Here is a 25,538-nt window from a genome sequence, read left to right as displayed (position 1 = left end):
ATCAGTGCTGGCACATCAGCGGTTCAATGCTCCTGCGTCGTTTGACGTATCAGGCGACGGCGGTGTCACGCTGGCGCTCACGCGCTTCACGCTGGCGGCGAAGGAACATCGGTTCCGGGTTGTCGATAGACACCTGGTAATGGCGGGAAAAGATGGTCAAGGCATTCAGCGCATCCTCGACGATCTGATCTTCGCGCAGGGAGAAGGCATCGAAGCCACAGCGAGCCATATAGGACAGCTGGTCGATGAGTACATCGCCGACAGCGCGAATTTCCCCGCTGATACCGTACCGTTCCCGCAGCACGCGCGCGAGGGTGTAGCCGCGACCATCGGTGAACTTGGGAAAGTCGATGGCGATCAGTGGCGCCTTGCGCAGCTCGGCCACGGTATCGTCATCCAGTACTGTATCGCTTGGCAACCAGGGGGCCAGGTCGTCGCGACGCTCAGCGGCGAGCCAGATGTCCAGGCGCACGATGCTGCTGGGCTGGTCGGCAGAGGCTTCGTCTTCCAGGCGAACCCAGGTGTCCTCAGCCAGTCGACGCTCCTTGATGAGCGGACGCTGGGGCGTGTCCTGGAGGGTGGCTTCAGGCTGCATAGACAAACTCCTTGAAGGGTTTCAGGCCGATACGGCGATAGGTGTCGATAAAGGTTTCGTCGGGCTGACGCTCGCCAACATACACCTTGAGCACCTTGTCGATGACGTCCGGCACGTCTTCACGGAAGAACGAGGGGCCAAGGATCTTGCCCAATGACGCTTCGTTGCCCTGGCTGCCACCGAGCGAGATCTGGTAGTACTCTTCGCCTTTCTTGTCGACGCCAAGAATACCGATATGGCCAACGTGATGGTGACCGCAGGCGTTCATGCAGCCGGATATATTGAGGTCCAGCGGGCCGAGGTCATACAGGAAGTCGAGGCTTTCAAAGCGTTCCTGGATGGCTTGAGCCACCGGAATTGACTTGGCGTTGGCCAGGGCGCAGTAGTCACCGCCAGGGCAGCAGATCAGATCGGCCAGGGTGCCCACGGTGGGGTTGGCCAAGCCAAGCGCTTCCAGCTTGTGCCACAGCTCCTCAATCTGGTCCACGGCCACGTCGGACAGCACCAGGTTCTGCTCGTGGGTCACACGCAGTTCGCCGAAGCTGTAATCGTCAGCCAGATCGGCGATCTGTGCCATCTGCTCTGAGGTGACGTCACCAGGCGACTGTCCGCTGCGCTTGAGAGACAGCGTGACGGCCTTGTAACCAGGCACCTTGTGATCGGTCACATTGTTGGTCACGAAACGGGCAAAGGCGCGGTTGTCCCGGCGCAACGCTTCGAAGGCCTCGATGGCCGATGCGTCCACGTCACGGCGGGGCGGATCGACAAAATGAGCGGCCATGTCGTCCACTGCCTGCTGATTGAGGGTCTGCACGCCGTCCTTCAGGTGCGCCCATTCTTCCTCGACCCGACGGCGCATTTCGTCGACGCCCAGGGCCTTGGTCAGAATCTTGATGCGCGCCTTGAACTTATTGTCCCGGCGACCGAACTGGTTATACACCCGCAGTACCGCTTCCAGGTACGTCAACAGATGCTGCCAAGGCAGGTCTTCGCAGAGCGTCTCGCCAATCATCGGGGTACGCCCCAGGCCGCCACCGACAAGGACCTTGATGCGCACGTCCCCGGCGTCGTTGCGCCACAGCTTGAGGCCGATGTCGTGCACCTGAATGGCAGCACGGTCCTGGGCAGCGCCGGTCACCGCGATCTTGAACTTACGCGGCAGGTAGTAGAATTCCGGGTGGAAGGTCGACCACTGACGAATCAGCTCGCACCAAGGCCGCGGATCCACTTCTTCGTCCCCGGCGATGCCGGAGAACTGGTCGGTGGTGGTGTTGCGGATGTCGTTGCCGCTGGTCTGGATGGCGTGCATCTGCACACTGGCGAGTTCCGCCAGCATGTCAGGCACGTCTTCCAGCTTCGGCCAGTTGAGCTGAAGGTTGGTACGCGTCGTGAAATGCCCATAGCCACGATCATAGCGAGCAGCCAGCTCACCGAGCTTGCGCAGCTGGTAAGAGGCCAGCATGCCGTAGGGAATCGCGATGCGCAGCATGGGCGCGTAACGCTGCACGTACAGACCGTTCTGCACCCGAATCGGGAGGAATTCTTCCTCGCTGATCTTGCCTTCGAGATAGCGACGCATCTGGTCACGGAACTGTGCGACGCGTTCGTCGACCAGGGTCTGGTCATGATTGTCGTAGCGATACATTCTGCGCTTTCCTGCAGCCAGGGAATGACGGGACGTTGCGGGTTACTCTACCTGCACGCCATTATGCGATAAAAGAATAAATATTTATAGTTTGGGTGAAAATAGTAATAAGAGGCTTGTCAGCATACCCTCATACCGCCAGTTGTTGCCATCGGCGACGTTGCCAAATGATGGCAAAGCATAGTGAATTGAGGGCGCGATAGCCGAGCTGGCACCACCATACCGCCAATAGGCCGGCACCTTCATGGACGCCAAACCACCAGGCCAGCGGCAAGAACACCAGCCATTGGCACGCCAGGGTCAGCTGCATGACCGTGCGATTGGCGCCGGCACCCAGCAATGCCTGGGTGAACACCAGGGCGACGGCGTCAATCACGATCATCATGGCGGTCAACCGCAACGGGGCAACCCCGAGCGTGATCAGGTCGGGCTCATGCAGGAACAGGCCTAGGACGGCGTGGGGAATCGTCAACATGGGGAGGGCCAGAAGGGCGAGCAGTAGCCAGGCCACCCTGACCGTGTCCCAGCCCCAGCGATGGGCCTTTTCCGGCGAGGCATTGCCCAGCGCTTCCCCCACTAGACTCATCGCCGCCATGCCCAGGCCAACACCCGGCAGAATCAACAGTAGCGACAGGTTGACCAGAACATGGCCGACCGCGACGCTGGCGGTATCGATCTGGCCAAGAATCCAGAACAGCACGGCGTAGCCGGCCGCAAACCAAAGCTGCTGAAAGGAGTGTGGGGTGGCGAGGCGAAGCGTCGTTGCCAGTGTCCTGGGGCAGGGGCGACGGGGCGTTCCCGCGCGGCGGCTGAGCCAGGCCCAGATGCCGAGACCGACGAACAGCGACAGGCTGCTGCCCAGGCCAGCGCCACTCACGCCCATGGCCGGTAGTCCCCAATAGCCAAAGATGAGTCCGACGCTTGCCACCAGGTTGACCGCCTGCATGATCAGCATGATGCGCAGGTACAGCCCGGTCTGCTGGATACCGTTCCAGTAGCCTCGATAGCAGAAGATCATGGCCACCGGCAGCAACGCTATCACCCGCCAGCGAAAGTAGCTCACGGCGAGAGCAGAGACGGCGCCATCATCATTCAGCCAACCGATGAGGGTTGGGGCCTGCCATAGACACAGCAGCATGAGAGGCAGACCAAGCAGGGCGGCCAGCGCCAGTCCAGATACCAGGGGTTCGGCACGAGGATCGCGTGCTCCAGCGCTGACATCCGCCTCTCCGTGACGCCTGGCAACCTGGGCCTGGACTCCGGAGGACAGCCCAAACAGGCAGGCCGTGACCATGAACATGGCATACCCTCCCACCCCTGCGGCGGCCAGTTCCGTCTCGCCCAGCCGCCCTATCAGAGCGGCGTCCACCAGATTCATCAGGCTCTGGCTAAGCATGCCCGCCATGATGGGGAGCGCCAGCCGCAGGATCATGTTCCAGCGGCTGAGCTCTGGCAGCAGCTTGCAGGGTGACGCCACGCGCATCAGGTGTCGTAGGACAGCACGGGCGAGAGCCAGCGCTCCATCTCGTCCAGCGCCATGCCCTTACGGGTCGCCAGTGTCTCTACCTGGTCCCGGGTGATCTTGCCGGTAGAGAAGTACTTTGACTGCGGGTGCGAGAAGTACCAGCCGGATACCGCTGCGGCGGGCCACATGGCGAAGCTTTCGGTCAGCTCGAGTCCACTGTTGGCGGGGGCATCAAGCAAGCGGAACAGGGTGGCTTTCTCGGTATGGTCCGGGCAGGCAGGGTAGCCAGGGGCCGGTCGAATACCCTGGTATTTCTCGGCAATCAGCGCTTCGTTGTCCAGCTGCTCTTCCGGTACGTAGGCCCAGAACTCCTTGCGCACCCGCTCATGCATCAGTTCGGCGAAGGCCTCCGCAAGGCGGTCGGCCAGGGCCTGAACCATGATGGCGTTGTAGTCATCACCGCGGGCCTTGTACTCGTTGGACAGGGCCTCGACGCCATGCCCCGCGGTGACGGCGAAGCCACCGATCCAGTCAGGCGTGCCGCTGTCCTTGGGGGCGACAAAGTCTGCCAGGCTATAGCAGACCCCCTCGCGGTTCTTGGTGGTCTGTTGGCGAATGTGATGCAGTCGTTCGATCACCTCGCTGCGGCTGTCATCGGCGTAGACCTCGATGACATCATCATCCACTGTATTGGCCGGCCACAGGCCAATCACGCCGCGGGCCTTGATGCGCCCCTCGTCGATCAACTTGCGCAGCATGACTTGAGCCTCGTCGAACAGCTGGCGTGCAGCCTCGCCGACGATCTCATCGTCCAGGATCTTCGGGAACTTGCCGACCAGCTCCCAGCTCATGAAGAAAGGCGTCCAGTCAATCCGTGCGACCAGCTCGTCAAGATCATAGTCGTCGAAGACCTTGAGGCCGGTGAAGGTCGGTGCCGGGGGGGGGTATCCCTGCCAGTCCAGCACGGGCTTGCGGGCGCAGGCGTCACGGTAGGAAAGGTCCGCTGCCTTGGGGCGGCGCTTGGCGTTGCGCTCGCGTACCTTTTCATACTCCTCACGCACTTCCTTGACGTAACTTTCCTTAAGGCCCGGGGAAAGCAGGCGGCCTGCAACACCCACGGCGCGCGAGGCATCGGTCACGTAGATGACCGGCTCATCATACTGGGGCTCGATCTTGACCGCGGTGTGGGCCTTTGACGTTGTCGCGCCCCCGATCAGCAGCGGCAGCGAAAAGCCCTGTCGCTGCATTTCCTTGGCCACGTGCACCATCTCGTCCAGGGACGGCGTGATCAGTCCGGACAAGCCAATGATATCGGCGTTCTCCTCTCGGGCCGTCTTCAGGATCTTGTCGGCAGGCACCATGACGCCAAGGTCGATGACCTCATAGTTGTTGCACTGAAGCACCACACCGACGATGTTCTTGCCGATGTCGTGGACGTCGCCCTTCACCGTGGCCATGACGATCTTGCCCTTGGCCTGGGTGTCCTCGCTCTTCTCCGCTTCGATATAGGGGATCAGATAGGCGACGGCCTGTTTCATCACTCGCGCCGACTTGACCACCTGGGGCAGAAACATCTTGCCCGCGCCAAACAGGTCGCCCACCACATTCATGCCGTCCATCAACGGCCCTTCGATGACCTCGATAGGGCGGCTGGCTCTCTGGCGGGCCAGCTCCGTGTCCTCTTCAATGAAGGCAGTGATGCCTTTCACCAACGCGTGTTCAATGCGTTTTTCCACTTCCCAGCTGCGCCACTCCAGATCCTCCTTCTTGTCGCCGCTGGAGCCATCGCCGCGGTACTGATCGGCAATATCGAGGAGGCGTTCAGTGCTGTCGTCACGGCGGTTGAGGACAACGTCCTCGACCGCTTCACGCAGGGCTTCGGGCAGGTCGTCATACACCGCCAGCTGCCCCGCGTTGACGATCCCCATGGTCAGGCCCGCGCGAATGGCGTGGTACAGAAAGACCGAGTGGATTGCCTCGCGCACGGGATTGTTACCGCGAAACGAGAAGGACACATTGGATACGCCGCCGGAGACCATGGCATGGGGCAGATGTTCACGAATCCAGCGGGTGGCCTCGATGAAATCGACGGCGTAGTTGTTGTGCTCCTCGATGCCGGTGGCAATGGCAAAAATGTTGGGGTCGAAGATGATGTCTTCAGCAGGAAAGCCGATGTCATGGACGAGCACGTTGTAGGCTCGCTGACAGATCTCCGTCTTGCGCGCGAAGGTGTCCGCCTGGCCGGTTTCATCGAACGCCATGACGACGACCGCGGCGCCATGCCGGCGACACTCGGTGGCCTGGTGGCGGAAAGCGTCTTCGCCTTCCTTGAGCGAGATCGAGTTGACCACTGCCTTGCCTTGAATGCACTTCAGGCCCGCTTCGATGATGTCCCACTTGGAGGAGTCGACCATGATCGGCACGCGAGCAATGTCCGGCTCCCCGGCGATCAGGTTGAGGAAGCGCACCATGGCATCCTTGGACTCGAGCATGCCCTCGTCCATGTTGATATCGATCACCTGGGCGCCGTTCTCGACCTGCTCAAGTGCCACCTCGAGCGCAGTGGTGTAATCCTCTTCCTTGATCAGGCGCTTGAAGCGCGCCGAGCCGGTGACGTTGGTGCGCTCACCGACGTTCACAAACAGCGAGTCATGTTCGATGTTGAACGGCTCGAGGCCTGACAGGCGGCAGGCGCGGCTGCGCTGTGGAATCTGACGCGGCGTCAGGTCTTTGATAGCACGGTGGATCGCCGCAATGTGTTCCGGTGTGGAGCCACAGCAGCCGCCGATGATATTCACCAGGCCGCTGCGTGCGAACTCGGCCACGATGGCGGCCATCTCCTCAGGCGTCTGGTCGTATTCGCCAAATTCATTGGGCAGGCCAGCGTTGGGGTGAGCCGATACGAAGGTGTCGGCCTTGGTGGACAGCTCCTCGATGTACGGCCGCAGCTCTTCAGCGCCCAGGGCGCAATTGAGGCCAACGGTCAGCGGCTGGGCGTGGCGCACGGAGTTCCAGAATGCCTCGGTCGTCTGCCCTGACAAGGTGCGGCCTGACGCGTCGGTGATGGTGCCCGAGATCATTACCGGCAGGCGCTGGCCGGTCTCGTCGAAGATCTCCTCCAGCGCGTAGATCGCGGCCTTGGCGTTCAGGGTATCGAAGATCGTTTCGATCATGATCAGATCGGCACCACCGTCGATCAATGCCAGAGCCGCCTCGCGGTAGTTGTCGCGCAGAGCATCGAAGGTCACGTTTCGCTTGGCGGGGTCATTCACGTCGGGAGACAGGGACGCCGTCCGCGACGTCGGGCCCAGTACACCGGCGACATAGCGAGCTACCCCAGTGTCCGCCTCGACCTCATCACAGACCTGGCGGGCCAGGCGAGCCGCTTCGCGGTTGAGCTCGGGCACCAGGGCTTCCATGCCATAGTCGGACTGCGACAGGCGGGTCGCATTGAAGGTATTCGTCTCGAGAATATCGGCGCCGGCCAGCAGGTAGTCGCGGTGAATCCGCGATACCAGGTCCGGGCAGGTCAGGACCAGTAGATCATTATTACCCTTGACATCCGAGGGCCAGTCCTTGAAACGCTCTCCACGAAACTCTTCTTCGCTCAGCGCTGCATTCTGCAGCATGGTTCCCATGCCACCATCCAGCATGAGGATGCGCTGGGAAAGGCTGTCGACGAGGCGGGCGGTCTGAGCGGTTGGTGCGGCTACGGCCATGGGAAGGTGGGTCTCCAGCTGGACGCTAGTCAGGTCGACTGACGCAGAATTTTTTATATGCCACCGCTTGCGTTGGCGTGGCTCGGCCCCCATGTGATTGGCGCAGACATGGCAAGTCGCCGGGGGATCCGTTCGAAAGGCGCACATCTTACCAAAGCGCTGGCCGTGGCGGCAGGGGCAATGGCGCTGTTGTCGCGATGCCGGATCCGTTCACCGTTGCGAGACATTCTTGAGTGTTTTACTCGGGATTGAGTCTGGGCCAGCTTGGGCTTACCATGCAGTCATCCAACCCGCAGTGGCCACGAGCCTTGAGTCAAGGCGGGGCGAACCAGTGAGAGAGCCATGAGCGAGAACATCCAGATCACCGACAGCGCACAGGATTACCTGGCCGAACTGCTCGAGAAGCAGAACGTCGACGGTATTGCGGTGCGGATTTTTATCACCCAGCCGGGTACCCCCTACGCAGAAACGTGTCTGGCCTACTGTCGTCCGGGCGAGGAAGAGCCCAGTGACGAGCGGCTTGAGCTCGACAAGATCGCCGTCTACCTGGACGCCAACAGCATTCCGTTCCTGGAGGAGGCCGTTGTCGACTTCAATGCGGATCGCATGGGTGGGCAGCTGACGATCAAGGCGCCCAACGCCAAGATGCCGAAGGTCAATGCCGACAGCCCGCTCGAGGATCGTATCAATTACATCCTGTACAGCGAAATCAACCCGGGCCTGGCCGCCCATGGTGGCGAGATCAAGCTGATCCAGCTGACCGACGATCAGGTGGCCGTACTGGCCTTCGGTGGCGGCTGCCAGGGCTGTGCCGCGGTCGACCTGACGCTAAAGGAAGGGGTCGAAAAGACCTTGATGGAGCGGATTCCCGAGCTTGCCGGTATCCGTGACGTCACCGATCACACCGATACCACCAACGCCTATTATCGGTAAGTCATGCTCAGTTGATCGTCGGCCGCGATGGCTGGTGAGGCATCGGCGTCACCCATCTGTATGACGAATGCATAAAGCGCCGCTCTCTGGAGCGGCGCTTTTTTTATGGAGCGCAGGGCACGTCAGCTGTCGCGGCCTGGGTCTCGCTTGAGCTTGGATTCATCATTTGGTGAGGCGGCATCTTGCTCCCGCTGCTGCCGAGCCAGCGCCCAGATCTTCTCGTCGAGCTTTTCTTCCAGTCCCTTCAGTCGCTCTGTGTGGCTCGCTATCAGGCGACGCTGCTCCTCGATGCGTTCGTTGAGCAAATCCACTTCATGTCCGCGTGCGCGTAGCGCCTCTTCCGAACGAGATCGCTCCAGCTGCGTTTCTCGATGCCGCTTTTCCTCCTCCGCAAGCTCTCCGCGCAGGGCGTGTAGCTGCTGCTGTAGCGTGTCGTGGCGCTGCTCAGCCTGCTTCAAGCGCTGGGCATGGGATTTCTCCAGCGCCTGTCGCTCGCGACGGGCTTCGTCCAGCATCGCCATCAGGCGTGCCTCTGCCGCTTCGTGACGCTGCTCTTCCTGGGCGAGCTTCTCGCGCTGCTGTTGCTGCTGCTCCTCCAGTGCACGCTGGAATTCCCTTGCTTCCTGCTCCTTGTCCTGTTGCAGGCGCTCGAGTTGATCCTGTTGCTGGCTACGGCGCTCGCGCTCCTTGGTCAGCAGCTCCTCCAGTCCCTGCTTTGCCGATGTCAGGTGAGCCGCCTCACTGGCAGCCTCCTGCAGGCGCGCTTCCACCGAGGAAAGGTGGGCAGCAAGGGCGCTCTCGCGCTGCTCCGCGTCTTCCGCGCGACGGTGGGCGGTAGCGACCTTCTCCAGTGCCGCCTCGACGTTACGGTCAGCTTCCTGGCGGTAATGGGCGAGGTTCTCGGCTGCCGCTTCCTGTGCCTTGGTCCACAACTCTTCTGCCAGTGACACGAGTTCTGCCGGCATCCCCTGAGGCGGTGGCACATCACGCCGCTCCTCACGCCGAGACCGCCATTCGCGCAGATGCTCGCTGATGGTGGTGAAGCTGCCAGTCCCAAGCACTTCGCGGATCTTCTGAACGCTAGGGGCTTCCTGCTGCTTCAGCAGAGTGTCCACCGCTCGCTGTACGTCGTCGTAGGTAATCCCTGTGCGGGCCATCGGGGTCTCCTTGAGCGGGCATGTTAGCGCCAGCGGCAGATCATGCCTGAATGCGGGGGTGCTGACTACGATCCAGTGTGTCCATTGGCCACGGCGGCGACCGCGGCCCATCGCCTCAGCGCTGTGCATGTGACGATCTTAGTGTAATTACACTACATAAGTAAACGTAATAATATTTATGATAACGCATAAAAAATCAAGATTACGCGCCTTATCTTGAATAAATGATGCTGTAGGGGCAGCATGGAAGGGGCAGGGAAGGTGTTCAATCCATGGTGGTGACGGGCTTTATCAATGGCAGATAACGACAGATCTGGCGGAGGTGGCATGGCTGCCTTGCGCGCGGAGTCTTCTCAGTGGCTGGCCGCGCGGGAGGCGGATCGCCCAGGCGCGCTGATCGAGGCCAATGACGACTGGGAGGCTGTCACCTGCTGGTTGCAGGAGTACGCGGCAAGCCCGCAAACCCTCAGGGCCTACCGACGGGAGGCTGAGCGGCTGCTGCTGTGGCTGGCCGAGCGCCAGCAGGTCCTCGCGGGTTTGCGTCGTGCCGACATCGACGAGTTCGAACGATTCCTGGCCAACCCGATGCCTGCGGAGCACTGGGTTGGGCCGACCAGACCGCGCCAAGACCCACGCTGGAGGCCCTTTCGCGGGCCTCTGTCACCGTCGAGTCGGCGCCAGAGCCTGGTGATCCTGCAGGGCATGATGGCCTGGCTGGTTGAGGCCGGTTGGCTGTCGCGCAATCCGTTTCGATTGATGCGCGACAAGCGGCGGAGGCTCAATAATGGCCAGCGCAGGATCGAACGCTATCTGGAGCGTGCGTTATGGGACTGGCTATGGTCCTGGGCGAGTCGCCCGTTGCCTTTACTGGCGACGCAGCGCATGCGCTACCTTTGGTTCAGGCGCAGGCTGATACTGGGTTTTGGCTATCTATTGGCCCCGCGCATCAGCGAAATGAGCGCCGCACGCTTTGATGACATCGTTTCGAGAGAGGGGCGGTGGTGGTGGCAGGTCGTCGGCAAGGGGCAGAAGTTTGCCCAGATTCCGGTGCCACCAGACATGCAGGAGCTGTTGGAGGAAGCCCGCTCGCTCTATGGAGTGTCAGATGCCTTGGGCGCAGCGCAAGGTCCGATCTTGCGTCGGCTCGATGGTCAGACACCGCTGGGCGACAACCAGCTCTATCGGATGATTCGCCAGACCTTTCGCGAGGCAGCAGAGGCGCTGGAAGAGGAGGGTGGTGAGGCGCGCTACGTTGCCCAACTGCGCGAGGCTACGCCACACTGGCTGAGGCATACCGGGCTGACCCATCAGGCCCAGGCCGGGGTGGAGCTGCGCTACCTGGCTGAGACTGCGCGCCATTCACGCCTGGATACAACGGCGATCTACCTTCACTCGGAAGATGAAGAGTGGCACCGTCAGCAGTCCCTGCACCGATTGACGCGTTAGCCAGGGCCAGCATGGCCAGGCGTCTGGCTGGGATTTCAGGGGCTGGGTTCTACGAGGACTGGTTTCAGGAACAACCTGACAGAACGGTTTCAGGGCCTGAAATGGCCGCGCTTACGCGCGAGATAGCGATCGGCGTGCTCGGTCAGTGCCTTGACGTCTGACTTGTAGCCGCGATCTAACTGGTAGGCTGCCACGGCAAGTGCCAGGGTGGCGGCCAGCATGATCAGCATGGCGATGTGAAAGGTCATTACTTATCCCTCCAGGTCAGCAGGGCCTTTGCATAGGATGCCACGAGTGCGAGCCCGAAGCCAATACAGGCTCCCCATAGCGGCTTTGCGGTGTTGGCCACGACCAGGGTGGCATGACTGTCCTTGTCGGCAAAGAACAGGGCGATCAAGGACAAGGCACCCACGGTGGTGCCGGCTCGGTCCGCCAGGTCAAGCAAATTGGTCAGGATTGCCGCACGCTTGGCCCGTCGCTGGGCGGCCAGGTGCGCGATGATGTCTTCCAGTTGCTGCGATGTCAGCCCACGTTCGTGCGCAGGCGTTTCCTTGCCAGCCAAGGCATGGCGCGAGCGAGCGTCTTCCAGGTAGCGGTCAAGTTGCTTCTCGAGAGCGGCAAGCCGACGGTCGCGGGGCTGTCGTTTTCCCGGTCCTTCGGGAGGGTGTTCTGCCATATAGACTCCGTGGCGGCGCTAAAGCCCAGTTCTCAAATGCCCTGTTTTAAAATGCCCAGTTCTGAAAAGCCCAGCCCCTGAAACCGGGACGCTAACACCTACTTGCCAGAACGGGTGGCGAATACCTGGCCGTTGTAACCGGGTTGTCATGCCCGATGTATCACGACCGAGACATCACGTCGACGCATCACAGCGAGTCACCAAGACGTGTCGAGGTACCCGATGTTACCGACAAGGGAACATGGTCGAGCGTTTCCGAGCCTGGCTTATCGCAGATAGCGATACCATGCATTCATCGCTGGGGGTAAAGCGGCTACAGTCTAGCACGCTCGCTGTCGTCTTCATGTCCGCGGTAGGTCTTCATGTTCGCAGTAGGTCTTCATGTTCGCAGCAGAAGGGTGGCCGCGGGAGGGACGACGCCGGGGGCGTGGTGAAGGTATACTGGCGCGAGCAATTTCAGGGAGTTTCCATGACCACTACCGCGGAACAGGCCCAGCAGGAGCTGCTGGAAGAATTCGAGTTGTTCGACAACTGGATGGATCGCTATCAGTACATCATCGACATGGGCAAGGCGCTGCCGCCCTTTGCCGAAGAAAACAAGCGGGATGAGCTAAAGATCCAGGGCTGTCAGTCAAATGTGTGGATGCGCCACGAGCGTCAGGGCGACCTGCTGCACTTCGCTGCCGTTTCGGATGCGGCTATCGTATCTGGGCTGATTGCGGTGCTGCTGCGGATTTACAATGAGCGCACGCCATCCGACATCCTCGCCACCAGTCCTCATTTTCTCAAGGATCTGGGGCTCGACAAGCACCTGTCGCCGACCCGTAGTAATGGACTCAATGCGATGCTGCAGAGGATTTATCGCGTCGCCGAGCAAGAGGCGGCGTAACGGTCCGGCAAGGTCGAGCGCAAGAGATACACGAAAGCTGCCGCTCCGCGGGGCTTGGCAGAGTCAACGGAGTGTTGCGTAGGCCCGCCGAGCGCCGCGACTCGTCTGCGCAGGCATTTGTGCAGTGTCTCCCTATAGGTTCCGCTAAGGGCGAGGCTGAAAATGATCGTCCAGCTCAGGATCATCGCGACACAGCTGTTCGCTGGGCCCGCCTGGCACGGGATCGATGCCACCCTCGGCACCGGGATGACAGCGAAGTATGCGTTTCACTGCCAACCAGCCACCCCGCAGTGGGCCATGCACGACGATGGCTTCGTGGCTGTAGTGAGAGCAGCTCGGCCAGTAGCGACAGCGTGGCCCCAGCACCGGGCTGATCACCGTCTGATAGACACGGATGACACCGAGCAGTGGCAGTGACAGCCAGCGCTTGACCCCCTGTTGACGGGAAAGTACTGGCTGTTCAGGTGTCTGCTGCACAGGAGCTGAGGGGGAGGCGTCTGCATGATCCTCGCCACAGCGACAGCCCGCATGATGCTCTAGAAGGGGCGGCGGCGGAGCAGGGCAGGCACCATGCTGTGCCGGAGTGCCCGTCTCGCCCGTGTGAGGGTCGACCCGGTTACCATCGCTCACCTGGGCAGTGCTTGCTTGACTGCCACGGCGTGCATCACTTCTTGTTGTAGAGCTCATTGGGGTCCATCAGCGGGGCGCTGGTGATGCGCGCCTGCTGGTCCTCCAGTCCCACGTAGAAGCAGCTACGACGTCCGGTGTGACAGGCAGGTCCGGTCTGATCGACCTGAAGCAGCAGGGTGTCGCCATCACAGTCCAGCGCAGCGCTTCTCAAATGCTGCTGCTGCCCGGAGGTCTCCCCCTTGCGCCACAGTTTGCTGCGTGAGCGTGAGTAATAGCACACGCGCCCGGTGCTCAGGGTTTCCTGCAGGGCTTCGCGGTTCATCCACGCCATCATCAGCACCTCGCCACTATCGTGCTGCTGGGCAATGGCAGGCAGCAGCCCATCCCCATTGAAACGAACGTGGTTCAGCACCTCTTCGAGGGAGTGGCAGCTGTCCTTGGGTTCGCTCTCGAGGCGTTTCATGAAATCGCTCATGGGGCTCCGTTGTCGGTGGAATGGGTAGAGGTTCCGTTGTGGGCTGAGCTATCGTCGCCGCGGGATTGGCACTGCTGGCACAGGCCGTGAAGCTCGATGGTCTGACGCTGTACCTTGAAGCCCAAGGATCGAGCCCGTGCGGACAACTCCTCATTGATATCGTCCAGATGCAGTTCTTCCACGAGCCCGCACTGACGGCAGATCAGCAGTTGAAAGCGATGAGCATGCTCAGGACACGGGCATGCCACATAGGCATTGGAGGACTCGATGCGGTGGACCAGTCCCTGTTCGATCAGAAACTCCAGAGCACGATAGACCGTCGGCGGCCGCGCGGCCGCATGGTCCTTGGCCAGCCGGTCCAGAAGATCATAAGCCTTCAGTCCACCGCAGGCGTCGGCAATAAGCTCGAGCACGCGGCGACGAATCGGCGTGAAGCGTACACCACGTCGGGCGCAGTGTTCTTCAGCCTGTTGCAGCAGGGCGGTATCGGTCATGGGGGCCTAAAAGTGCAAATCCAGATGTCAGTCTACCTGCTGGCTCAGGTGCGAGCCAGCAAGCAGGCGGGTCAGATGGCTTCGGCGGGGCTGTCCTGCAGCTCTCCTTGGCGAGCAAAATGGTGCTGGGCGAAGGCGACCCGTTCGGCTGCATTGCGCGACGTTGTCTGTGCCTCGATCAGGTCCAGGCGACGACGCAACCCCTCACCGTTGGCCATCTGGATGGCCAGGCCTGGCCTCGCGTTGAGCTCAAGCAGCATCGGGCCGCGATCTCGGTCGAGCACCATATCGGTACCCAAGTAGCCAAGACCGGTCATTTCAAAGCAGCCGGAGGCCAGTTCCAGCAAGGTGGTCCAGCCGGTAATTTGCAAGCTGGCCAACTCATGCCCAGTGTCGGGATGGTCCGTGCGCGCGCGGTCAAACTGGACGCCGCGAACAGCTCGTCCGCTGGCGATATCGATGCCGACGCCCACTGCCCCCTGGTGGAGGTTAGCCTTACCATCGGAAGCAGCAGTGGACAGGCGCATCATCGCCATGACGGGATATCCCTGAAACACGATGACGCGGATATCCGGCACGCCTTCATAGGTGTAAGCCGCGAAGGAAGTGTCGAAGTTGATCAGCGCCTCGACCAGCGCCACATCGGGTGCTCCGCCGAGGGAGTAAAGACCGGAGAGGATGTTCGAGACGTGCCTCTCGATGTCCTCGATATCGAGCTCGGCGCCGCTTGGCTTGATGAAATGCCGGCCTTCGACACGTTCGATCACCAGGATGCCCTTGCCGCCGCTGCCCTTGGCCGGCTTGATGACGAAGCCATTATGGCCCGCCAGCATGTCGCCAATCCGCTTGACGCCGAACTGGGTTGACACCGTGCCGATCAACTCGGGGGTGGTGATGCCATACTCCTGAGCGAGCAGTTTGGTCTTGAGCTTGTCGTCCACCAGGGGGTAAAGCTTGCGGCTATTGTATCGGCCGATGTACCGGATGTTGCGCCGGTTCATACCGATAATCCCCTTGGCCCTCAGCTTGCCTGGGCTGGTCCAATCACGCATGAATCAGTCCTCCGTCACCGGCTTGAAGCGCCGGAGTTCGAGCAGGCGATAGCCGGTGTAGTTGCCCAGCAGCAGGATGAAGGCCATCAGGATCAGCTGCAGCCCGAGGAAGTTGAAGGTGATATGGCGAATCCAGGGATTGTTCATGGCCAGGTAAGCCAGCACCGCTGTCAGCAGACTGCCACCACCCTGAATCAGTACCTGCTTGGGGCCTTCTTCCTCCCACAGGATGGACATTCTTTCGATGGTCCAGGACAGAATGATCATCGGGAAGAAGGTGATCGTGAGGCCGGCATTAAGCCCGAATCGATAGGACAAGACCGTGAAGATGGAGATGATGGCGATGACCGTTATGATCACCGCCGTCACCCTCGCCACCAGCAATAGATTCAGGTGCGACAGGTAGCTACGAATCACCAGGCCTACCGCTACCACCAGCAGGAAGCCAATCAGGCCGGTCAGCAGGGATGTCTGGATGAAGGCCAGGGCAATCAGCACGGGCATGAAGGTGCCCGAGGTCTTGATACCCACCAGTACCCGCAGCAGCACCACCACCAGAGCGCCGATGGGAATCAGCAGGATGGTCTGGAACAGCGCCTGTTCTTCCAACGGCAGACTGTGGATCGAGAAGTTGAGCAGGGTGTCACTGTCTTCCGCCAGCTGGCTTCTGACCGCTGCCGCAGCGGGCTGATTGCGGACCAGCATGGAGAAGGAAATCCGCGAGTCGCTGCCGCCTTCCACTTCCAGAACCGCGTTGCCGGCGCTTTCCCACATCAGCAGGTTGTCGGGTTTGCCCTGTTCACCGGTGGCAGGGTTGAACAGGGCGCGCTGGTCACCGTCGTAGACTTCGATCCAGGAAGTCAGACTCTGGCGGCGGCGTCCGCTCTCGAGCATCAGGCCGTTGACTTCACGCGCGGCAACTCCCGCCTGGTTGAGCAAGCGGACGGCGAGGGGGACACGATCAAACTGAGTCAGCAGCAGACGGGCGTTCTCGCCCTGACGGTTGTCCGCAAATTCGCTCAGCAGTTCCCGGGCGAAGGTGAAGGCATCCGAGGAGCGGTCCCAGGCACGGTCGATGACCTGCTGGGCGGCAGTATCGTAGGGCCGTTGCCACGCCACATCGCTGACGGGCGGAGGCGGAGGCGGCTCTGATGCCTTGCGTCCGCCTTCGGTCACCAGGACCTGGGCCGTGTAATAGAGACGCTGATCACCGCTGGCTTCACGGGTGGACCATTCCGCACGGCGCGCGCCATCCTGCTGCAGGAAGGCAAGCCCGTAGCCCGGGGACGCGGTGTGTTCAGTCAGCACCCGGAAACCCGGTTGGGAGGAGGGCAGAGCCATGTCCACCTTGGCCGGCTTGCCATCGCCATCAAAGGTGACCTGAGCCTCGATTTCCCAGACCTGGCGCTGTTCACCCGGGGTCCATGGCACCTCGAATTCCACGTGGCGATGGATGCTTGTAGCGATGCCGACCACCATCAGCAGGGCGACGATCAGATAAAAGGGCAATCTGGACATGGGTCTTCCTTAAACGGGAGCGAAAGGCCAGCCAGCTGAGGGCTGGCACACAGCGTTCGGTCAGGGCTGTTCCTGATCATCACGATCGGCCGCTTCTTCATCAGCGGCTTCGCTGGCGGATTCCCCTCCTGGGAATTCGGGGCGGTCGTGCAGGTAGTGGCGAGCCACATCAATAACGGCAATGTCGAGCAGGAATCGCCGCCCAAGCAGCACCGGGTAGCTCAGGTGGGTACGGTCATTGAGGGTGAACTCAACTTGTTCACGAATGGGACCAAGGGTCATCAGCAGGCTGACCACCGGACGACTTTCCTCACCATTGGCCTGAACGATGGTGACATTGCGCTTGACCGGTGCTTCGATCCACTTGTCTCGCACCGATTCGACCACAGAGTCCTTGTCGTTCAGCCCCAGCTTGAAACGAACCCACTCATCACCATCTCGTTCGAAGGTGGTGACATCGGTGGCGGACAGCGACGAGGTGTTGGCCCCGGAGTCGATTCTGGCCTTCAGATACGTGCCGACGTTGGGCAAGCCGACCCACTCGCTGCGCCCGAGCAGCTCCTTGTTGTCGATGCCAGACTCGGTAGAGGCCTCACACTGGGCAACCTGAACATTGGCCTGTGAGGTGTCTCGATCCAATGCCTCAAGGTCGCTGCGGACGCCGCGGAGCAGACTGCCGACTTCACGGATATCGGCGGTCATGCGCAGGTCCTGGGCGCGCTGGGCGCTCAGCACATCCTCGGTAATGTTGCACTGGCCTGCCAGGCGGGTTTCCAGCCGCTGCATTTCAGCGTGAAATTCTGCCGGCGTAAGAGGCTCGGGGGGCGGTTGTGTATCGACCGGTGCCAGAGCACAGCCTCCCAGCATGACAGCGGCGGCCAGAGGAATCATACAGGTCGGTCGAAGAGGCATGACGCTAGCGTCCTTGTATCGGCATCGGCAAAAAGGTTTGGCTGACGGCCTGCGCCGCTAATGACGCATCCGAATGAACCAAATTGAAGGGATGATAAGGAGCGATGCCTGCGCTGTCCATGCTGGCACATGGGCGAAAGGAGGATTCAAGTCCCGCTGGGTGCGTGGTTGGTGAAGGCGAGACGCACTGGCGGCGTCGCGGGAAGGTCGCAGGAGCGAAGTCCGTGCGTCATATCCAGCCCAGCACGGGCGTCCTCGCACCATGGAAGTGAACATAGCTACCGACCAAGCCGTCAGCAACGCTCGCTATATCAGCACTCTATGGTAAATATTGTGCCAATTGTCGGTTTCAGCTCTCGTTCAGAACCAGGATCACTGAGCGATATTCGCGCTGTCTTGTCGGCTCAGTGATGCCGGGTTCATACTCAATTGGCTTCTACAGCACTGTCAGGCCCCTTCATGCCGAGGAAACCATCCTGGTGTGGTGCGGATGATGTGCCATAACTTATTGGGGATTGCATTCCTGGCAGGGTCTTGTGACATATCCATGGCCTTCCGGATGTGGGTTTCCTCGCCTGCCTTGGCCAGCTCTACCCAATCCGGAGTGACGGCCAGCCCTCTGCCCACAGCCACCAGGGGCAGACCCAGTGCCAAAGCATCGCGCGCCTGCTGTGCCGTATAGTTCTCTCCGGCAGCGAGCAACGGCACTCGGTCGGCAACGCGGTCGATAATGATCTCCGCGGTGGTTCTGCCACCGCTGACGCTATCCTGGGGTGTACTCGACAGCACGTTCTTTAGGGAGACATGCAGATAGTCGACTTGTTCTTCTACTAGCTGATCCATGAGTGCACAGGCATCGGTGATGCGTAAGGCTCCTTCATCCGCTTCCTCGGGAGAGAATCGGTAGCCGAGTAAAAAAGGGCGCTGTGCATGTAAGGATATGACGCGCTTAACCTCCCGTACGACTTCCAATGGAAACCGCATACGGTTTTCCAGCGAGCCGCCCCATTCGTCGTTACGCTGGTTGAACCGCGGCGAAAAGAAGTTCTGGATAAGAAACCCGTGCGCGCCATGCAACTCAATACCATCGAAGCCGGCGTGGATGGCTCGCCGTGTGGCTTCTCCAAAGGCGCGAATGACCTCCCGGATTTCTTCATGGTCGAGTGCACGGCTACTGATGTCTCCTGAATTGAAGGGCCCAGGCGTGGCCCGCCCTGCGCTGGCACTGACCAGATCGCCGTCCGGGATCAAATGAGGCACCGCCTTGTTGCCCGCGTGGAAGATCTGTAGAACGGCGTGTGCGCCGCCACTCTTGGCCGCGTCTGCAAGCCTGCGCAGACTGGGGATGAAACGGTCGTCATACGCCGCAAATTCGTCAGTAAAGCCTATGCCGCTTCTTTGCACATGGGTACAGCCCGTGATCACCATGCCCACGCCCTGAGCTCGGGCACGGTACCAGGCCAGCTCCTGATCGGAGATGGTCTCGTCGTCGTTGGACGACCAGGTGGTCATGGGTGCCATCACCACTCGGTTGCGCAGCGTCACGCCTCTGGCGAAGGAAAAGGAACGGAACAGGGTATCGGTAGAAGACATTCTCGTTAACTCACTTGATGTTTTAAAACCACTCATCGTCGATGGCCTGGAGCATCTCTTCGGGCGGTAGCTGTTGCGTCATGCGCCCGCGCAGTACAGAGCGGTGTTCGAAGGACGCTGCGCCGTGCTCCATGACCTTGGCCCTGAACGCAGCGATCTGCTCGTCACCGAAGTTGCTGTTGAAGGTGTTGAATAACACAACATGTTGGCCATCGAAGCGGTGGTGCTCGACGAAGGCCCAGATCGGCGGCGCAGGGCTATAGAACCACACGGGTGAGCCGAGCCAGACGGTGGAAAATGGCCTGAGGTCAATGGTGCTCGGGCTTATTTCGGGCAGGTTGCCGGGATCGTTGCGGCGTGCCTTGGCGTCCCAGGCTGAATGGCCCAAACCCCTCAGCCCTAGCTCGTATTCCGGCACTTCAAGAGCGTAGATGTTGGCATCGAGCCGTTTGGCCACCTGGCGTGCGGCCAGCGCTGTGTTACCCGAGCGTGAGAAATACACCACGGCAGTGCTCGTCAGCTTGGGTTCCACTGGTGCGGTGTAAGGCACCATGGTGCTCACCTGCCGTGCCTGGTGGCTTTCGATGCTGGTGACGCCCACAAAGAAGCCCAGCACCGCCAGGCCCACCATAGAGAAGATCATGAGACCCCACTGAAAGAAGATCATGCCTTAGAAGTCTGTCGTATTGGTCAGGTGCTCGAACCCGCGCATTTCCTCGATACGCGCGATAAGAGAGGGCATCACGTAGTCCATCGCATCGTTGCCGATCAACAGCTGCCTTGGCGGGTTGTCCAAGGCCACCAGTTGCATGACGACCTGGGCCAACTTGACCGGGTCGCCTTGTTGCTGGCCATCTGCCGCAGCCAAGTCACGACTACTGCCGTATGGCTTGTAGTCGGCGATCGGGTTTTCGCCATGGATGGCGGAGCGGTCGTTCAAGAACTCTGTACGGAAGAATCCCGGCTCGATGGCCGTGACCTGGATACCCAGCGGTGCCACTTCATCCGCTAGGGCCAGCGTCATACCTTCTACGGCGAACTTTGATGCTGAATAAAACGTGGCGTTGGCGGTCGCCTTGACGCCTGCAATCGATGAGGTGTTGAGGATGCGGCCGCTCTGCTGTGCCCGCATCACAGGCAGTACGGCTCGCAGGACATTAGCCATTCCGAAGACGTTGGTGGCAAACTGCGCTTCAATCTGTGCTGCGGTGGCTTCCTCGAAGCGGCCCAGCAAGCAAAACCCTGCGTTGTTGACCAGCACATCTATGCGGCCAAAGTGGTGCATGGTGGTATCCACGGCGGCCTTAGCCTGTGCCTCGCTAGTGACATCCAATTCCAGCAGTTTGATACGGTCCCGTGGGGCGTCGGCGAATACCTCAAGCAGTTTATCCAACGTGCGCCCGGTAGCAGCAACCTTATCGCCTTGCTGCAAGGCGGCTTTGACAATTTCGACGCCCATGCCGCGGGTGGCGCCGGTGACGAACCAGGTACGGCTCATGATGTGTCCCCTTTACTAGATGGAAAAACCCGATGGGAAGTGTTCGTTGGCGCAGACCATCGCAAAAGCCGCCGGCGGCAAACGTGAGAGCACAACAGATCGCCCGGCGTGCTCATCCTTCCCCTACGCTCTCGACCATGGCGCCGATACAAGCCTTCATCGGAGGGAAGGGTGATGATGGTTGGCGCCCGTTGGGATTACATGAAGTAGGGCTTGTCGCCGTCGGTATGAGCCTTGTTAACGCCCAGGTTGGCGGCGACGTGACGTGCTGGCGAGTCGATGACCTTTACGATCAGGTCCGCCACGCTCTTGCGTGACACCACGGTGCCCTTGAACGGCTCGTCTCTGTCGGTCAGCTCGTAGTCCACCTCGTCCTCATCCGTCAGCCAGGCGGGACGCAGAATGGTGTAATCCAGTCCCGAGGACTCGATAGCATCGGCGGCACGGCGGAAGGGCTTCAGGTCTTCACCGATGATGGCGTTGTTCCATTCGCCGAACTTGCCGGGCACCTCGTCATAAATACCTAGCGCCAGTACAAAAACCAGCCGTCTTACGCCTGTGGCCTGCATGGCGGCGATGACACTCTGGGCCTGTCTGTCCAGGTCTTCGCCGGTAAGGTTGGCATAGACAATATCCTGGCCAGCCATGGCGCTTTTCAGCAGCTTCTTGTCCAGTACGTTGCCGATGACGACCTTGGCGTTGGCGGGCTCGTTGCCCGTGAGTTTTCTGGGATCGCGCAGCAGCAGTGTCTGGCTGATGTTCTGTTCGTTGGCCAATGCCTTGACCACCCATTTGGAGATCTGGCCGTTGGCGCCAAGGATGAGGACGTTTTGCATGATGGGTTTCCTGTTTCGGGTTCAATTGCTGAAGGTAACGTTCGAAGCCCAGCCATGCTCAGGTGTCGGCGAAGCGTGGCCGTTTCCATGCCTGGAGCCCTGCAAGCCACGCGCGCGGAGGAGAAGGAGAAGAAGGGCCCCGCCGCATGAGGCTCGCGCGGCGGGGCTGGGGCGAGACGGCGCAGACGCTTATTCGCCAGCCACGTGCTGCTTAAGGAACGGCAGCATCTGCTCCATCGCCAGCGCAACCGGTTCGGCCTGGTCGTAGAGGTCGTAATGCGACCAGCCCTGCAGCGACACCAGTTGGCGGTCTTTCGAGGCGGTGGCGCGGCCATATGCCTCCATTCCGTCGCAATAGGCACCGAATGCACCCGCCTTCTGGCCGATCACAACCATCATCGGCTGGTTCATCAGGGTCTCCGAAAAGTTGAAGGCGTCCCAGGCCAGCGTCTGCTGAGCGTGGCTGAACAGCATCCGAGTCCAACCGCCAGGCTGCTGCCCGCGCGGGGTCTTGTAATAGTCGGTGGCCTCGAACACGTCGATCTCGGTCAGCCCTGCTGCGGTGGCCGCCTCGGGGCTGGCGGGCAGAAGTTCGTTGACTTGCAATTCACCACCAAGGGCTTCCTTGGTGCGCTGCGCGGCCATGGCATCCAGCACGCCCAGCGGGTTGTATTGGCTGAAGCCCTCGCGGAACAGGCGGCCGATATTGACCGGCGTGATGCCCACTACGGCTTTGATCCGCTTTTCTGTCAGCGTGGCGTTGAGGATGTAGCCGCCGCCTCCGCAAATGCCGATGCCGCCGATGCGCTCCGCATCGACGTAAGGCAGCGTCACCGCATAGTCGATGACATGGCTGACATCCGCGACACGCTGCGACGGGCTTTCAATCCAACGCGGTGCGCCGCCGGACTCACCCTGGTAACTGGCGTCAAAGGCGATGACAACAAAGCCCTGTTCGGCCAACGCCTTGCCGTACACCGCGCCGGAGGTCTGCTCCTTGCAGCTGCCGAAGGGGTGCACGCTGATAATTGTCGGGTACTTCTTGTTTCGGTCGAAGCCGGGCGGTGTCAGGATCAGGGTGGCGATGTCCCATGCCATGTCTGGGTTCCTGAAGGTCACGCGCTCAGTGGTTGTCCATCGTGCTGTCATGGTTGCCTGCTCCGGTTCAGAGGCATGGATTTACTTCAGCCTGGCCGTGAAGAACGGGGCCAGTTGCGACACGGCCTCATCTACGTACCGGGGTACGTCGTACAGCGACATGTGATTGGCACCCTCGACGACGTGCATCTGCTTGTCCTGGCTGGCGGCACGTACCAGCAGGTCGTCGCTCATCCACTTGCTGCCGGCTACACTGCCAGCCACGGCCAGGATCGGCTGGGTCAGGAAAGCCTCGGCCTTGTGGTAGGCGTCGTAGGTGATGATCTGGTTGAGGTTGCGGGTCAGCGCGAAGCCGGGGGCGTTCGGATGCTCGCTGCGCGGGGTGTGGTAATACTCCCAGGCTTCGCGCAGCTCGGCGTTGGGCGCGTCTTCTTCCTTCATCGGGGCTAGCGGGATGGTGGCGTATTCGTTCGCGCTCGCGTCGCTGCTGCGCGCGTTGGAGCCGAATTCCAGCAGGCTTACAGCGTCGGCATCCTCGACGGTATTTTCCCAGCCGTTACGGAACATCTGGCCGATGTTCACGGCGCTGACCATTCCCAGCGCTTTGATACGGCGGTCGTTGATGGCGGCGTTGGCGCTGTAGCCCGCGCCGGCGCAGATGCCCATAGCGCCGATCTTGTCCTGATCCACATAGGGCAGTGTGGTCAGGTAGTCAATCACGGCGCTCACGTCTTCGGTGCTGATATAGGGATTTTCCAACTGGCGTGGCTCACCGGTGCTTTCTCCCTGGTAGGAGCGGTCGAAGGCAATGGTGATGAGGCCATTTTCGGCCAGCTTGCGGGCATACAGGCCGGCGGTCTGCTCCTTTACGCCGCCACCAGGGTGCGAGACCACTACGGCTGCATAGGTCTTGCCCTCATCAAAGTCGGCGGGGTAGTAAGTGTTAGCAGCGAGAGTGATGCCTTGGCCGTTGAGGGTCGGGATGCTGACGTTTTTCATGGTGAGGCTCCTATCGGGATCATCAGGTGTGTACCGCTCAATACCGACAAGATTAGGAGCTCTACTGTTTTTGATAAACGGCTCTATAATGACATGACTGTTAAGTCATGGTTACCAATATGCCCTTGGATCCCACGCAATACCCGGGACTGGTGTGGTTCTTCCACATTGCCCGCCATCGCAGCTTCACCAAGGCCGCCACCGAGATGGAAGTGTCGCGTGCCGCGCTGTCCCAGCAGCTCAAGACTCTGGAGCAGCAGCTGAACGTTCGCCTGTTGAATCGAACCACTCGGAACATGTCATTGACTGAAGAAGGGCAGCGACTTTATGACTCGCTGAAGCCAGCTCTGGGGTCCATTGAGCGGGCCGTCTCAGAAGTGGGCGAGGCCCAGGCGGAGCCGTCGGGGGTCATCCGGATCAATACATCCCGGGTCGCGTCCCGACTGTTGCTGGAACCTCGAATGGACGAATTTCTCGCTCGCTACCCAAAGTTGCGCCTGGAGCTCGTCATGAACGATGGCTTTTCCAACATCGTCTCCGAAGGGATGGATGCCGGATTGCGTCTCGGGGAGAGCTTGGATGAGCATATGGTGGCTGTGCCGGTGACGCCGCCGATCGAGATGGCCATCGTTGCCTCTCCCGAGTACATCAAGCGGCATGGTATCCCGACGACGCCAGCCGATCTCGTCCAGCACAACTGTCTGGGTTATCGATTCGCGTCAAGCGGTGCGATCGATCGTTGGGGCTTTACCTCACCAGAGCCAGACGGGCGAAGCCTGGTGTTTGAACCCAAAGGAAACGTGATCTTCAATGATGACGACAGCATGTTGAATGCTGCAGTTAGAGGGGTCGGCTTGGTGAAGCACCTGGATCTGTGCGTCCGTCAGCAGCTGTCGGACGGAACCTTGGTTCGGGTACTGCAGCCGTGGTGTCAGCCTTTTTCCGGGTTCTATCTGTACGTGCCATCGCGAGCGCACATGCCTGCCAAGATCCGAGCACTGATTGATTTCCTGGTAGACCAGCGATCGAGCTTCGAGCGGAAGTGATCGCGTGCAAAGAATCTCTTGGCATTGATTCCTGATGAAGGACGGGCCAGGGTAGGGCTCAGTGCTGTGTCGCCATTTGCAGGCCATTCGCTGGCTTAAAGGCGATGCCTGAGCTCAAGGTATGCCACCAGTCCTGGTATCTCTGGATCAAGCGTTTTCGGGTCAGGGCTATCCAGGTCGATGCTTTGCACATCTCCCTTTACACTGCTTATTTAACATAATATAGATTATGCGAACTGCTATGGTACATGGCTCACTGATGGCGGTCCCACCCGTTATTCCCTATATTTGCTGTACGACACCTCTACAAGGATCTTTGCAATGTACAGTAAAATCCGATGGGTCCCCGGGCTGGCCGTGCTTCTGATATTGGTGAGTTGCGCCAATGTCGACGTCGCACGCTACGCTGGAACGACGCCGCGGCTCGATATCGCCGAGTACTTCGACGGCCAGACGCGAGCCTGGGGCATGGTCCAAGACTACGGCGGCGAGGTGCAGCGACGCTTCACCGTCGACATTGAAGGTCGCGTCGACGGCGATACCCTGACCCTGGATGAGCGATTCACCTACGCGGACGGTGAAACCGACCGTCGGGTGTGGACCTTCGAGCGAGGTGACGGTGGACGCTGGCAAGGCCGTGCCAGCGACGTCGAGGGCGTTGTCATGGCAAGTCAGGCGGGTCACGCCTTCCACATGCGCTACCCACTCGAGGTTCGTGTCGGCGAGCGGGACATCACCTTCACCATGGATGACTGGATGTACCTGCAGCCAGACGGTCGACTGATCAATCGCACCACCATGTCAAAGTTCGGTGTGACGCTCGGTGAAGTCACCCTGGTGTTCGAGCGTACTCCCTGACCCT

Annotated in this window: 24 protein-coding genes; 5 read left to right on the top strand and 19 right to left on the bottom strand. The window is 60.6% G+C overall.

Going from position 1 to position 25,538, the window contains the following annotated elements; genetic code table 11:
- Positions 1-49: 49 nt before the first annotated feature.
- The 4 genes from KUV86_RS00725 to metH form a co-directional block, all read right to left on the bottom strand.
- Positions 50-595: a DUF934 domain-containing protein gene (locus tag KUV86_RS00725; RefSeq protein ID WP_222163802.1), complete on the bottom strand. Its 546-nt coding sequence runs from the start codon at positions 593-595 to the stop codon at positions 50-52.
- Positions 585-2,240, bottom strand: a complete 1,656-nt coding sequence (locus KUV86_RS00720) for a nitrite/sulfite reductase (RefSeq protein ID WP_222483272.1) — start codon at positions 2,238-2,240, stop codon at positions 585-587. The genes KUV86_RS00725 and KUV86_RS00720 overlap by 11 nt, the downstream gene beginning before the upstream one ends.
- Before the next feature lie 130 nt (positions 2,241-2,370).
- Positions 2,371-3,699 (bottom strand): MATE family efflux transporter, encoded by a 1,329-nt coding sequence (locus tag KUV86_RS00715; protein ID WP_409995795.1) that lies wholly within the window; start codon positions 3,697-3,699, stop codon positions 2,371-2,373.
- A gap of 23 nt (positions 3,700-3,722) precedes the next feature.
- On the bottom strand, positions 3,723-7,424 hold the full coding sequence (gene metH / locus KUV86_RS00710; RefSeq protein WP_222483270.1) for a methionine synthase: 3,702 nt from the start codon (positions 7,422-7,424) through the stop codon (positions 3,723-3,725).
- A 342-nt stretch (positions 7,425-7,766) separates the two neighbouring features.
- On the opposite strand from metH, the gene nfuA reads away from it, so the two are divergent.
- Complete coding sequence (gene nfuA, locus KUV86_RS00705) at positions 7,767-8,357, top strand: Fe-S biogenesis protein NfuA (protein ID WP_206938806.1); 591 nt, start codon at positions 7,767-7,769, stop codon at positions 8,355-8,357.
- Positions 8,358-8,479: 122 nt separating this feature from the next.
- Here the strand turns inward: nfuA and KUV86_RS00700 are convergent, their stop codons facing one another.
- Positions 8,480-9,514: a DNA-binding protein gene (locus KUV86_RS00700; RefSeq protein WP_222238480.1), complete on the bottom strand. Its 1,035-nt coding sequence runs from the start codon at positions 9,512-9,514 to the stop codon at positions 8,480-8,482.
- Between the two features lie 327 nt (positions 9,515-9,841).
- Here KUV86_RS00700 and KUV86_RS00695 point away from each other — a divergent pair, with 327 nt between their 5' ends.
- Positions 9,842-10,960, top strand: a complete 1,119-nt coding sequence (locus KUV86_RS00695; RefSeq protein WP_222483269.1) for a tyrosine-type recombinase/integrase — start codon at positions 9,842-9,844, stop codon at positions 10,958-10,960.
- 89 nt (positions 10,961-11,049) lie between these two features.
- Here KUV86_RS00695 and KUV86_RS00690 read toward each other — a convergent pair whose 3' ends face one another.
- Both KUV86_RS00690 and KUV86_RS00685 read right to left on the bottom strand, forming a co-directional pair.
- Positions 11,050-11,208: a hypothetical protein gene (locus tag KUV86_RS00690; protein WP_206938775.1), complete on the bottom strand. Its 159-nt coding sequence runs from the start codon at positions 11,206-11,208 to the stop codon at positions 11,050-11,052.
- Positions 11,208-11,636, bottom strand: a complete 429-nt coding sequence (locus KUV86_RS00685) for a hypothetical protein (RefSeq protein ID WP_222163808.1) — start codon at positions 11,634-11,636, stop codon at positions 11,208-11,210. Before KUV86_RS00685 ends, KUV86_RS00690 begins: the two co-directional genes overlap by 1 nt.
- 469 nt (positions 11,637-12,105) lie before the next feature.
- Here KUV86_RS00685 and KUV86_RS00680 point away from each other — a divergent pair, with 469 nt between their 5' ends.
- Positions 12,106-12,525 carry a SufE family protein gene (locus KUV86_RS00680; protein ID WP_222483268.1) on the top strand — a complete coding sequence of 140 codons (420 nt, stop codon included), beginning with the start codon at positions 12,106-12,108 and terminating at the stop codon, positions 12,523-12,525.
- A 144-nt stretch (positions 12,526-12,669) separates the two neighbouring features.
- On the opposite strand, the gene yidD is transcribed toward KUV86_RS00680, so the two are convergent.
- The 12 genes from yidD to KUV86_RS00620 all read right to left on the bottom strand — a co-directional run bounded on the left by yidD (position 12,670) and on the right by KUV86_RS00620 (position 23,630).
- Entirely contained in the window at positions 12,670-12,945 is a 276-nt protein-coding gene (gene yidD, locus KUV86_RS19880) for a membrane protein insertion efficiency factor YidD (RefSeq protein WP_261397509.1), read from the bottom strand.
- A 244-nt stretch (positions 12,946-13,189) separates the two neighbouring features.
- Positions 13,190-13,630, bottom strand: a complete 441-nt coding sequence (gene hisI / locus KUV86_RS00670; protein WP_222163810.1) for a phosphoribosyl-AMP cyclohydrolase — start codon at positions 13,628-13,630, stop codon at positions 13,190-13,192.
- Positions 13,627-14,124, bottom strand: a complete 498-nt coding sequence (locus tag KUV86_RS00665) for a transcriptional repressor (protein WP_206938751.1) — start codon at positions 14,122-14,124, stop codon at positions 13,627-13,629. Before KUV86_RS00665 ends, hisI begins: the two co-directional genes overlap by 4 nt.
- 71 nt (positions 14,125-14,195) lie before the next feature.
- On the bottom strand, positions 14,196-15,176 hold the full coding sequence (locus tag KUV86_RS00660; protein WP_206938750.1) for an alpha-L-glutamate ligase-like protein: 981 nt from the start codon (positions 15,174-15,176) through the stop codon (positions 14,196-14,198).
- 3 nt (positions 15,177-15,179) lie between these two features.
- Complete coding sequence (locus KUV86_RS00655; RefSeq protein ID WP_206938748.1) at positions 15,180-16,694, bottom strand: inactive transglutaminase family protein; 1,515 nt, start codon at positions 16,692-16,694, stop codon at positions 15,180-15,182.
- Between the two features lie 60 nt (positions 16,695-16,754).
- Positions 16,755-17,606 carry an ATP-dependent zinc protease gene (locus KUV86_RS00650; protein WP_206938746.1) on the bottom strand — a complete coding sequence of 284 codons (852 nt, stop codon included), beginning with the start codon at positions 17,604-17,606 and terminating at the stop codon, positions 16,755-16,757.
- Between the two features lie 447 nt (positions 17,607-18,053).
- A complete protein-coding gene (locus KUV86_RS00645) occupies positions 18,054-19,199 on the bottom strand; it encodes an NADH-dependent flavin oxidoreductase (protein WP_222483266.1) in 1,146 nt (381 codons plus the stop codon).
- Positions 19,200-19,221: 22 nt separating this feature from the next.
- Positions 19,222-19,842, bottom strand: a complete 621-nt coding sequence (locus KUV86_RS00640) for a flavodoxin (protein ID WP_222483265.1) — start codon at positions 19,840-19,842, stop codon at positions 19,222-19,224.
- 27 nt (positions 19,843-19,869) lie between these two features.
- Positions 19,870-20,697, bottom strand: coding sequence for an SDR family NAD(P)-dependent oxidoreductase (locus KUV86_RS00635; protein ID WP_222483264.1), 828 nt, complete (start codon positions 20,695-20,697; stop codon positions 19,870-19,872).
- Positions 20,698-20,894: 197 nt separating this feature from the next.
- The gene (locus KUV86_RS00630) at positions 20,895-21,533 is read right to left on the bottom strand and encodes an SDR family oxidoreductase (protein WP_222483263.1); all 639 of its coding nucleotides are present in this window, start codon (positions 21,531-21,533) and stop codon (positions 20,895-20,897) included.
- Between the two features lie 189 nt (positions 21,534-21,722).
- Positions 21,723-22,631: an alpha/beta hydrolase gene (locus tag KUV86_RS00625; protein WP_222483262.1), complete on the bottom strand. Its 909-nt coding sequence runs from the start codon at positions 22,629-22,631 to the stop codon at positions 21,723-21,725.
- 81 nt (positions 22,632-22,712) lie between these two features.
- Positions 22,713-23,630 carry an alpha/beta hydrolase gene (locus KUV86_RS00620; RefSeq protein WP_222483261.1) on the bottom strand — a complete coding sequence of 306 codons (918 nt, stop codon included), beginning with the start codon at positions 23,628-23,630 and terminating at the stop codon, positions 22,713-22,715.
- Positions 23,631-23,737: 107 nt separating this feature from the next.
- Here KUV86_RS00620 and KUV86_RS00615 point away from each other — a divergent pair, with 107 nt between their 5' ends.
- Positions 23,738-24,676 (top strand): LysR family transcriptional regulator, encoded by a 939-nt coding sequence (locus KUV86_RS00615; RefSeq protein ID WP_222483260.1) that lies wholly within the window; start codon positions 23,738-23,740, stop codon positions 24,674-24,676.
- A gap of 321 nt (positions 24,677-24,997) precedes the next feature.
- Positions 24,998-25,534, top strand: coding sequence for a DUF3833 domain-containing protein (locus tag KUV86_RS00610; RefSeq protein ID WP_222483259.1), 537 nt, complete (start codon positions 24,998-25,000; stop codon positions 25,532-25,534).
- Positions 25,535-25,538: the final 4 nt, after the last annotated feature.

It is taken from the genome of Halomonas sp. DP8Y7-3 (assembly GCF_019801675.1).
Lineage (GTDB): Bacteria > Pseudomonadota > Gammaproteobacteria > Pseudomonadales > Halomonadaceae > Halomonas > Halomonas litopenaei_A.
This window is presented reverse-complemented; position numbering and strand designations above follow the sequence as displayed.

What these genes read in the sequence shown, in the direction of transcription:
- KUV86_RS00625 (WP_222483262.1), bottom strand. Translation starts at nt 22,631, where the DNA reads ATGGCATGGGACATCGCCACCCTGATCCTGACACCGCCCGGCTTCGAC.
- KUV86_RS00650 (WP_206938746.1), bottom strand. Translation starts at nt 17,606, where the DNA reads ATGCCTCTTCGACCGACCTGTATGATTCCTCTGGCCGCCGCTGTCATG.
- KUV86_RS00655 (WP_206938748.1), bottom strand. Translation starts at nt 16,694, where the DNA reads ATGTCCAGATTGCCCTTTTATCTGATCGTCGCCCTGCTGATGGTGGTC.
- KUV86_RS00645 (WP_222483266.1), bottom strand. Translation starts at nt 19,199, where the DNA reads ATGTCTTCTACCGATACCCTGTTCCGTTCCTTTTCCTTCGCCAGAGGC.
- KUV86_RS00665 (WP_206938751.1), bottom strand. Translation starts at nt 14,124, where the DNA reads ATGACCGATACCGCCCTGCTGCAACAGGCTGAAGAACACTGCGCCCGA.
- KUV86_RS00615 (WP_222483260.1), top strand. Translation starts at nt 23,738, where the DNA reads ATGGTTACCAATATGCCCTTGGATCCCACGCAATACCCGGGACTGGTG.
- KUV86_RS00725 (WP_222163802.1), bottom strand. Translation starts at nt 595, where the DNA reads ATGCAGCCTGAAGCCACCCTCCAGGACACGCCCCAGCGTCCGCTCATC.
- KUV86_RS00680 (WP_222483268.1), top strand. Translation starts at nt 12,106, where the DNA reads ATGACCACTACCGCGGAACAGGCCCAGCAGGAGCTGCTGGAAGAATTC.
- KUV86_RS00640 (WP_222483265.1), bottom strand. Translation starts at nt 19,842, where the DNA reads ATGATCTTCTCTATGGTGGGCCTGGCGGTGCTGGGCTTCTTTGTGGGC.
- KUV86_RS00620 (WP_222483261.1), bottom strand. Translation starts at nt 23,630, where the DNA reads ATGAAAAACGTCAGCATCCCGACCCTCAACGGCCAAGGCATCACTCTC.
- KUV86_RS00660 (WP_206938750.1), bottom strand. Translation starts at nt 15,176, where the DNA reads ATGCGTGATTGGACCAGCCCAGGCAAGCTGAGGGCCAAGGGGATTATC.
- KUV86_RS00635 (WP_222483264.1), bottom strand. Translation starts at nt 20,697, where the DNA reads ATGAGCCGTACCTGGTTCGTCACCGGCGCCACCCGCGGCATGGGCGTC.
- hisI (WP_222163810.1), bottom strand. Translation starts at nt 13,630, where the DNA reads ATGAGCGATTTCATGAAACGCCTCGAGAGCGAACCCAAGGACAGCTGC.
- KUV86_RS00610 (WP_222483259.1), top strand. Translation starts at nt 24,998, where the DNA reads ATGTACAGTAAAATCCGATGGGTCCCCGGGCTGGCCGTGCTTCTGATA.
- KUV86_RS00685 (WP_222163808.1), bottom strand. Translation starts at nt 11,636, where the DNA reads ATGGCAGAACACCCTCCCGAAGGACCGGGAAAACGACAGCCCCGCGAC.
- KUV86_RS00720 (WP_222483272.1), bottom strand. Translation starts at nt 2,240, where the DNA reads ATGTATCGCTACGACAATCATGACCAGACCCTGGTCGACGAACGCGTC.
- KUV86_RS00630 (WP_222483263.1), bottom strand. Translation starts at nt 21,533, where the DNA reads ATGCAAAACGTCCTCATCCTTGGCGCCAACGGCCAGATCTCCAAATGG.
- KUV86_RS00690 (WP_206938775.1), bottom strand. Translation starts at nt 11,208, where the DNA reads ATGACCTTTCACATCGCCATGCTGATCATGCTGGCCGCCACCCTGGCA.
- metH (WP_222483270.1), bottom strand. Translation starts at nt 7,424, where the DNA reads ATGGCCGTAGCCGCACCAACCGCTCAGACCGCCCGCCTCGTCGACAGC.
- nfuA (WP_206938806.1), top strand. Translation starts at nt 7,767, where the DNA reads ATGAGCGAGAACATCCAGATCACCGACAGCGCACAGGATTACCTGGCC.
- KUV86_RS00700 (WP_222238480.1), bottom strand. Translation starts at nt 9,514, where the DNA reads ATGGCCCGCACAGGGATTACCTACGACGACGTACAGCGAGCGGTGGAC.
- KUV86_RS00695 (WP_222483269.1), top strand. Translation starts at nt 9,842, where the DNA reads ATGGCTGCCTTGCGCGCGGAGTCTTCTCAGTGGCTGGCCGCGCGGGAG.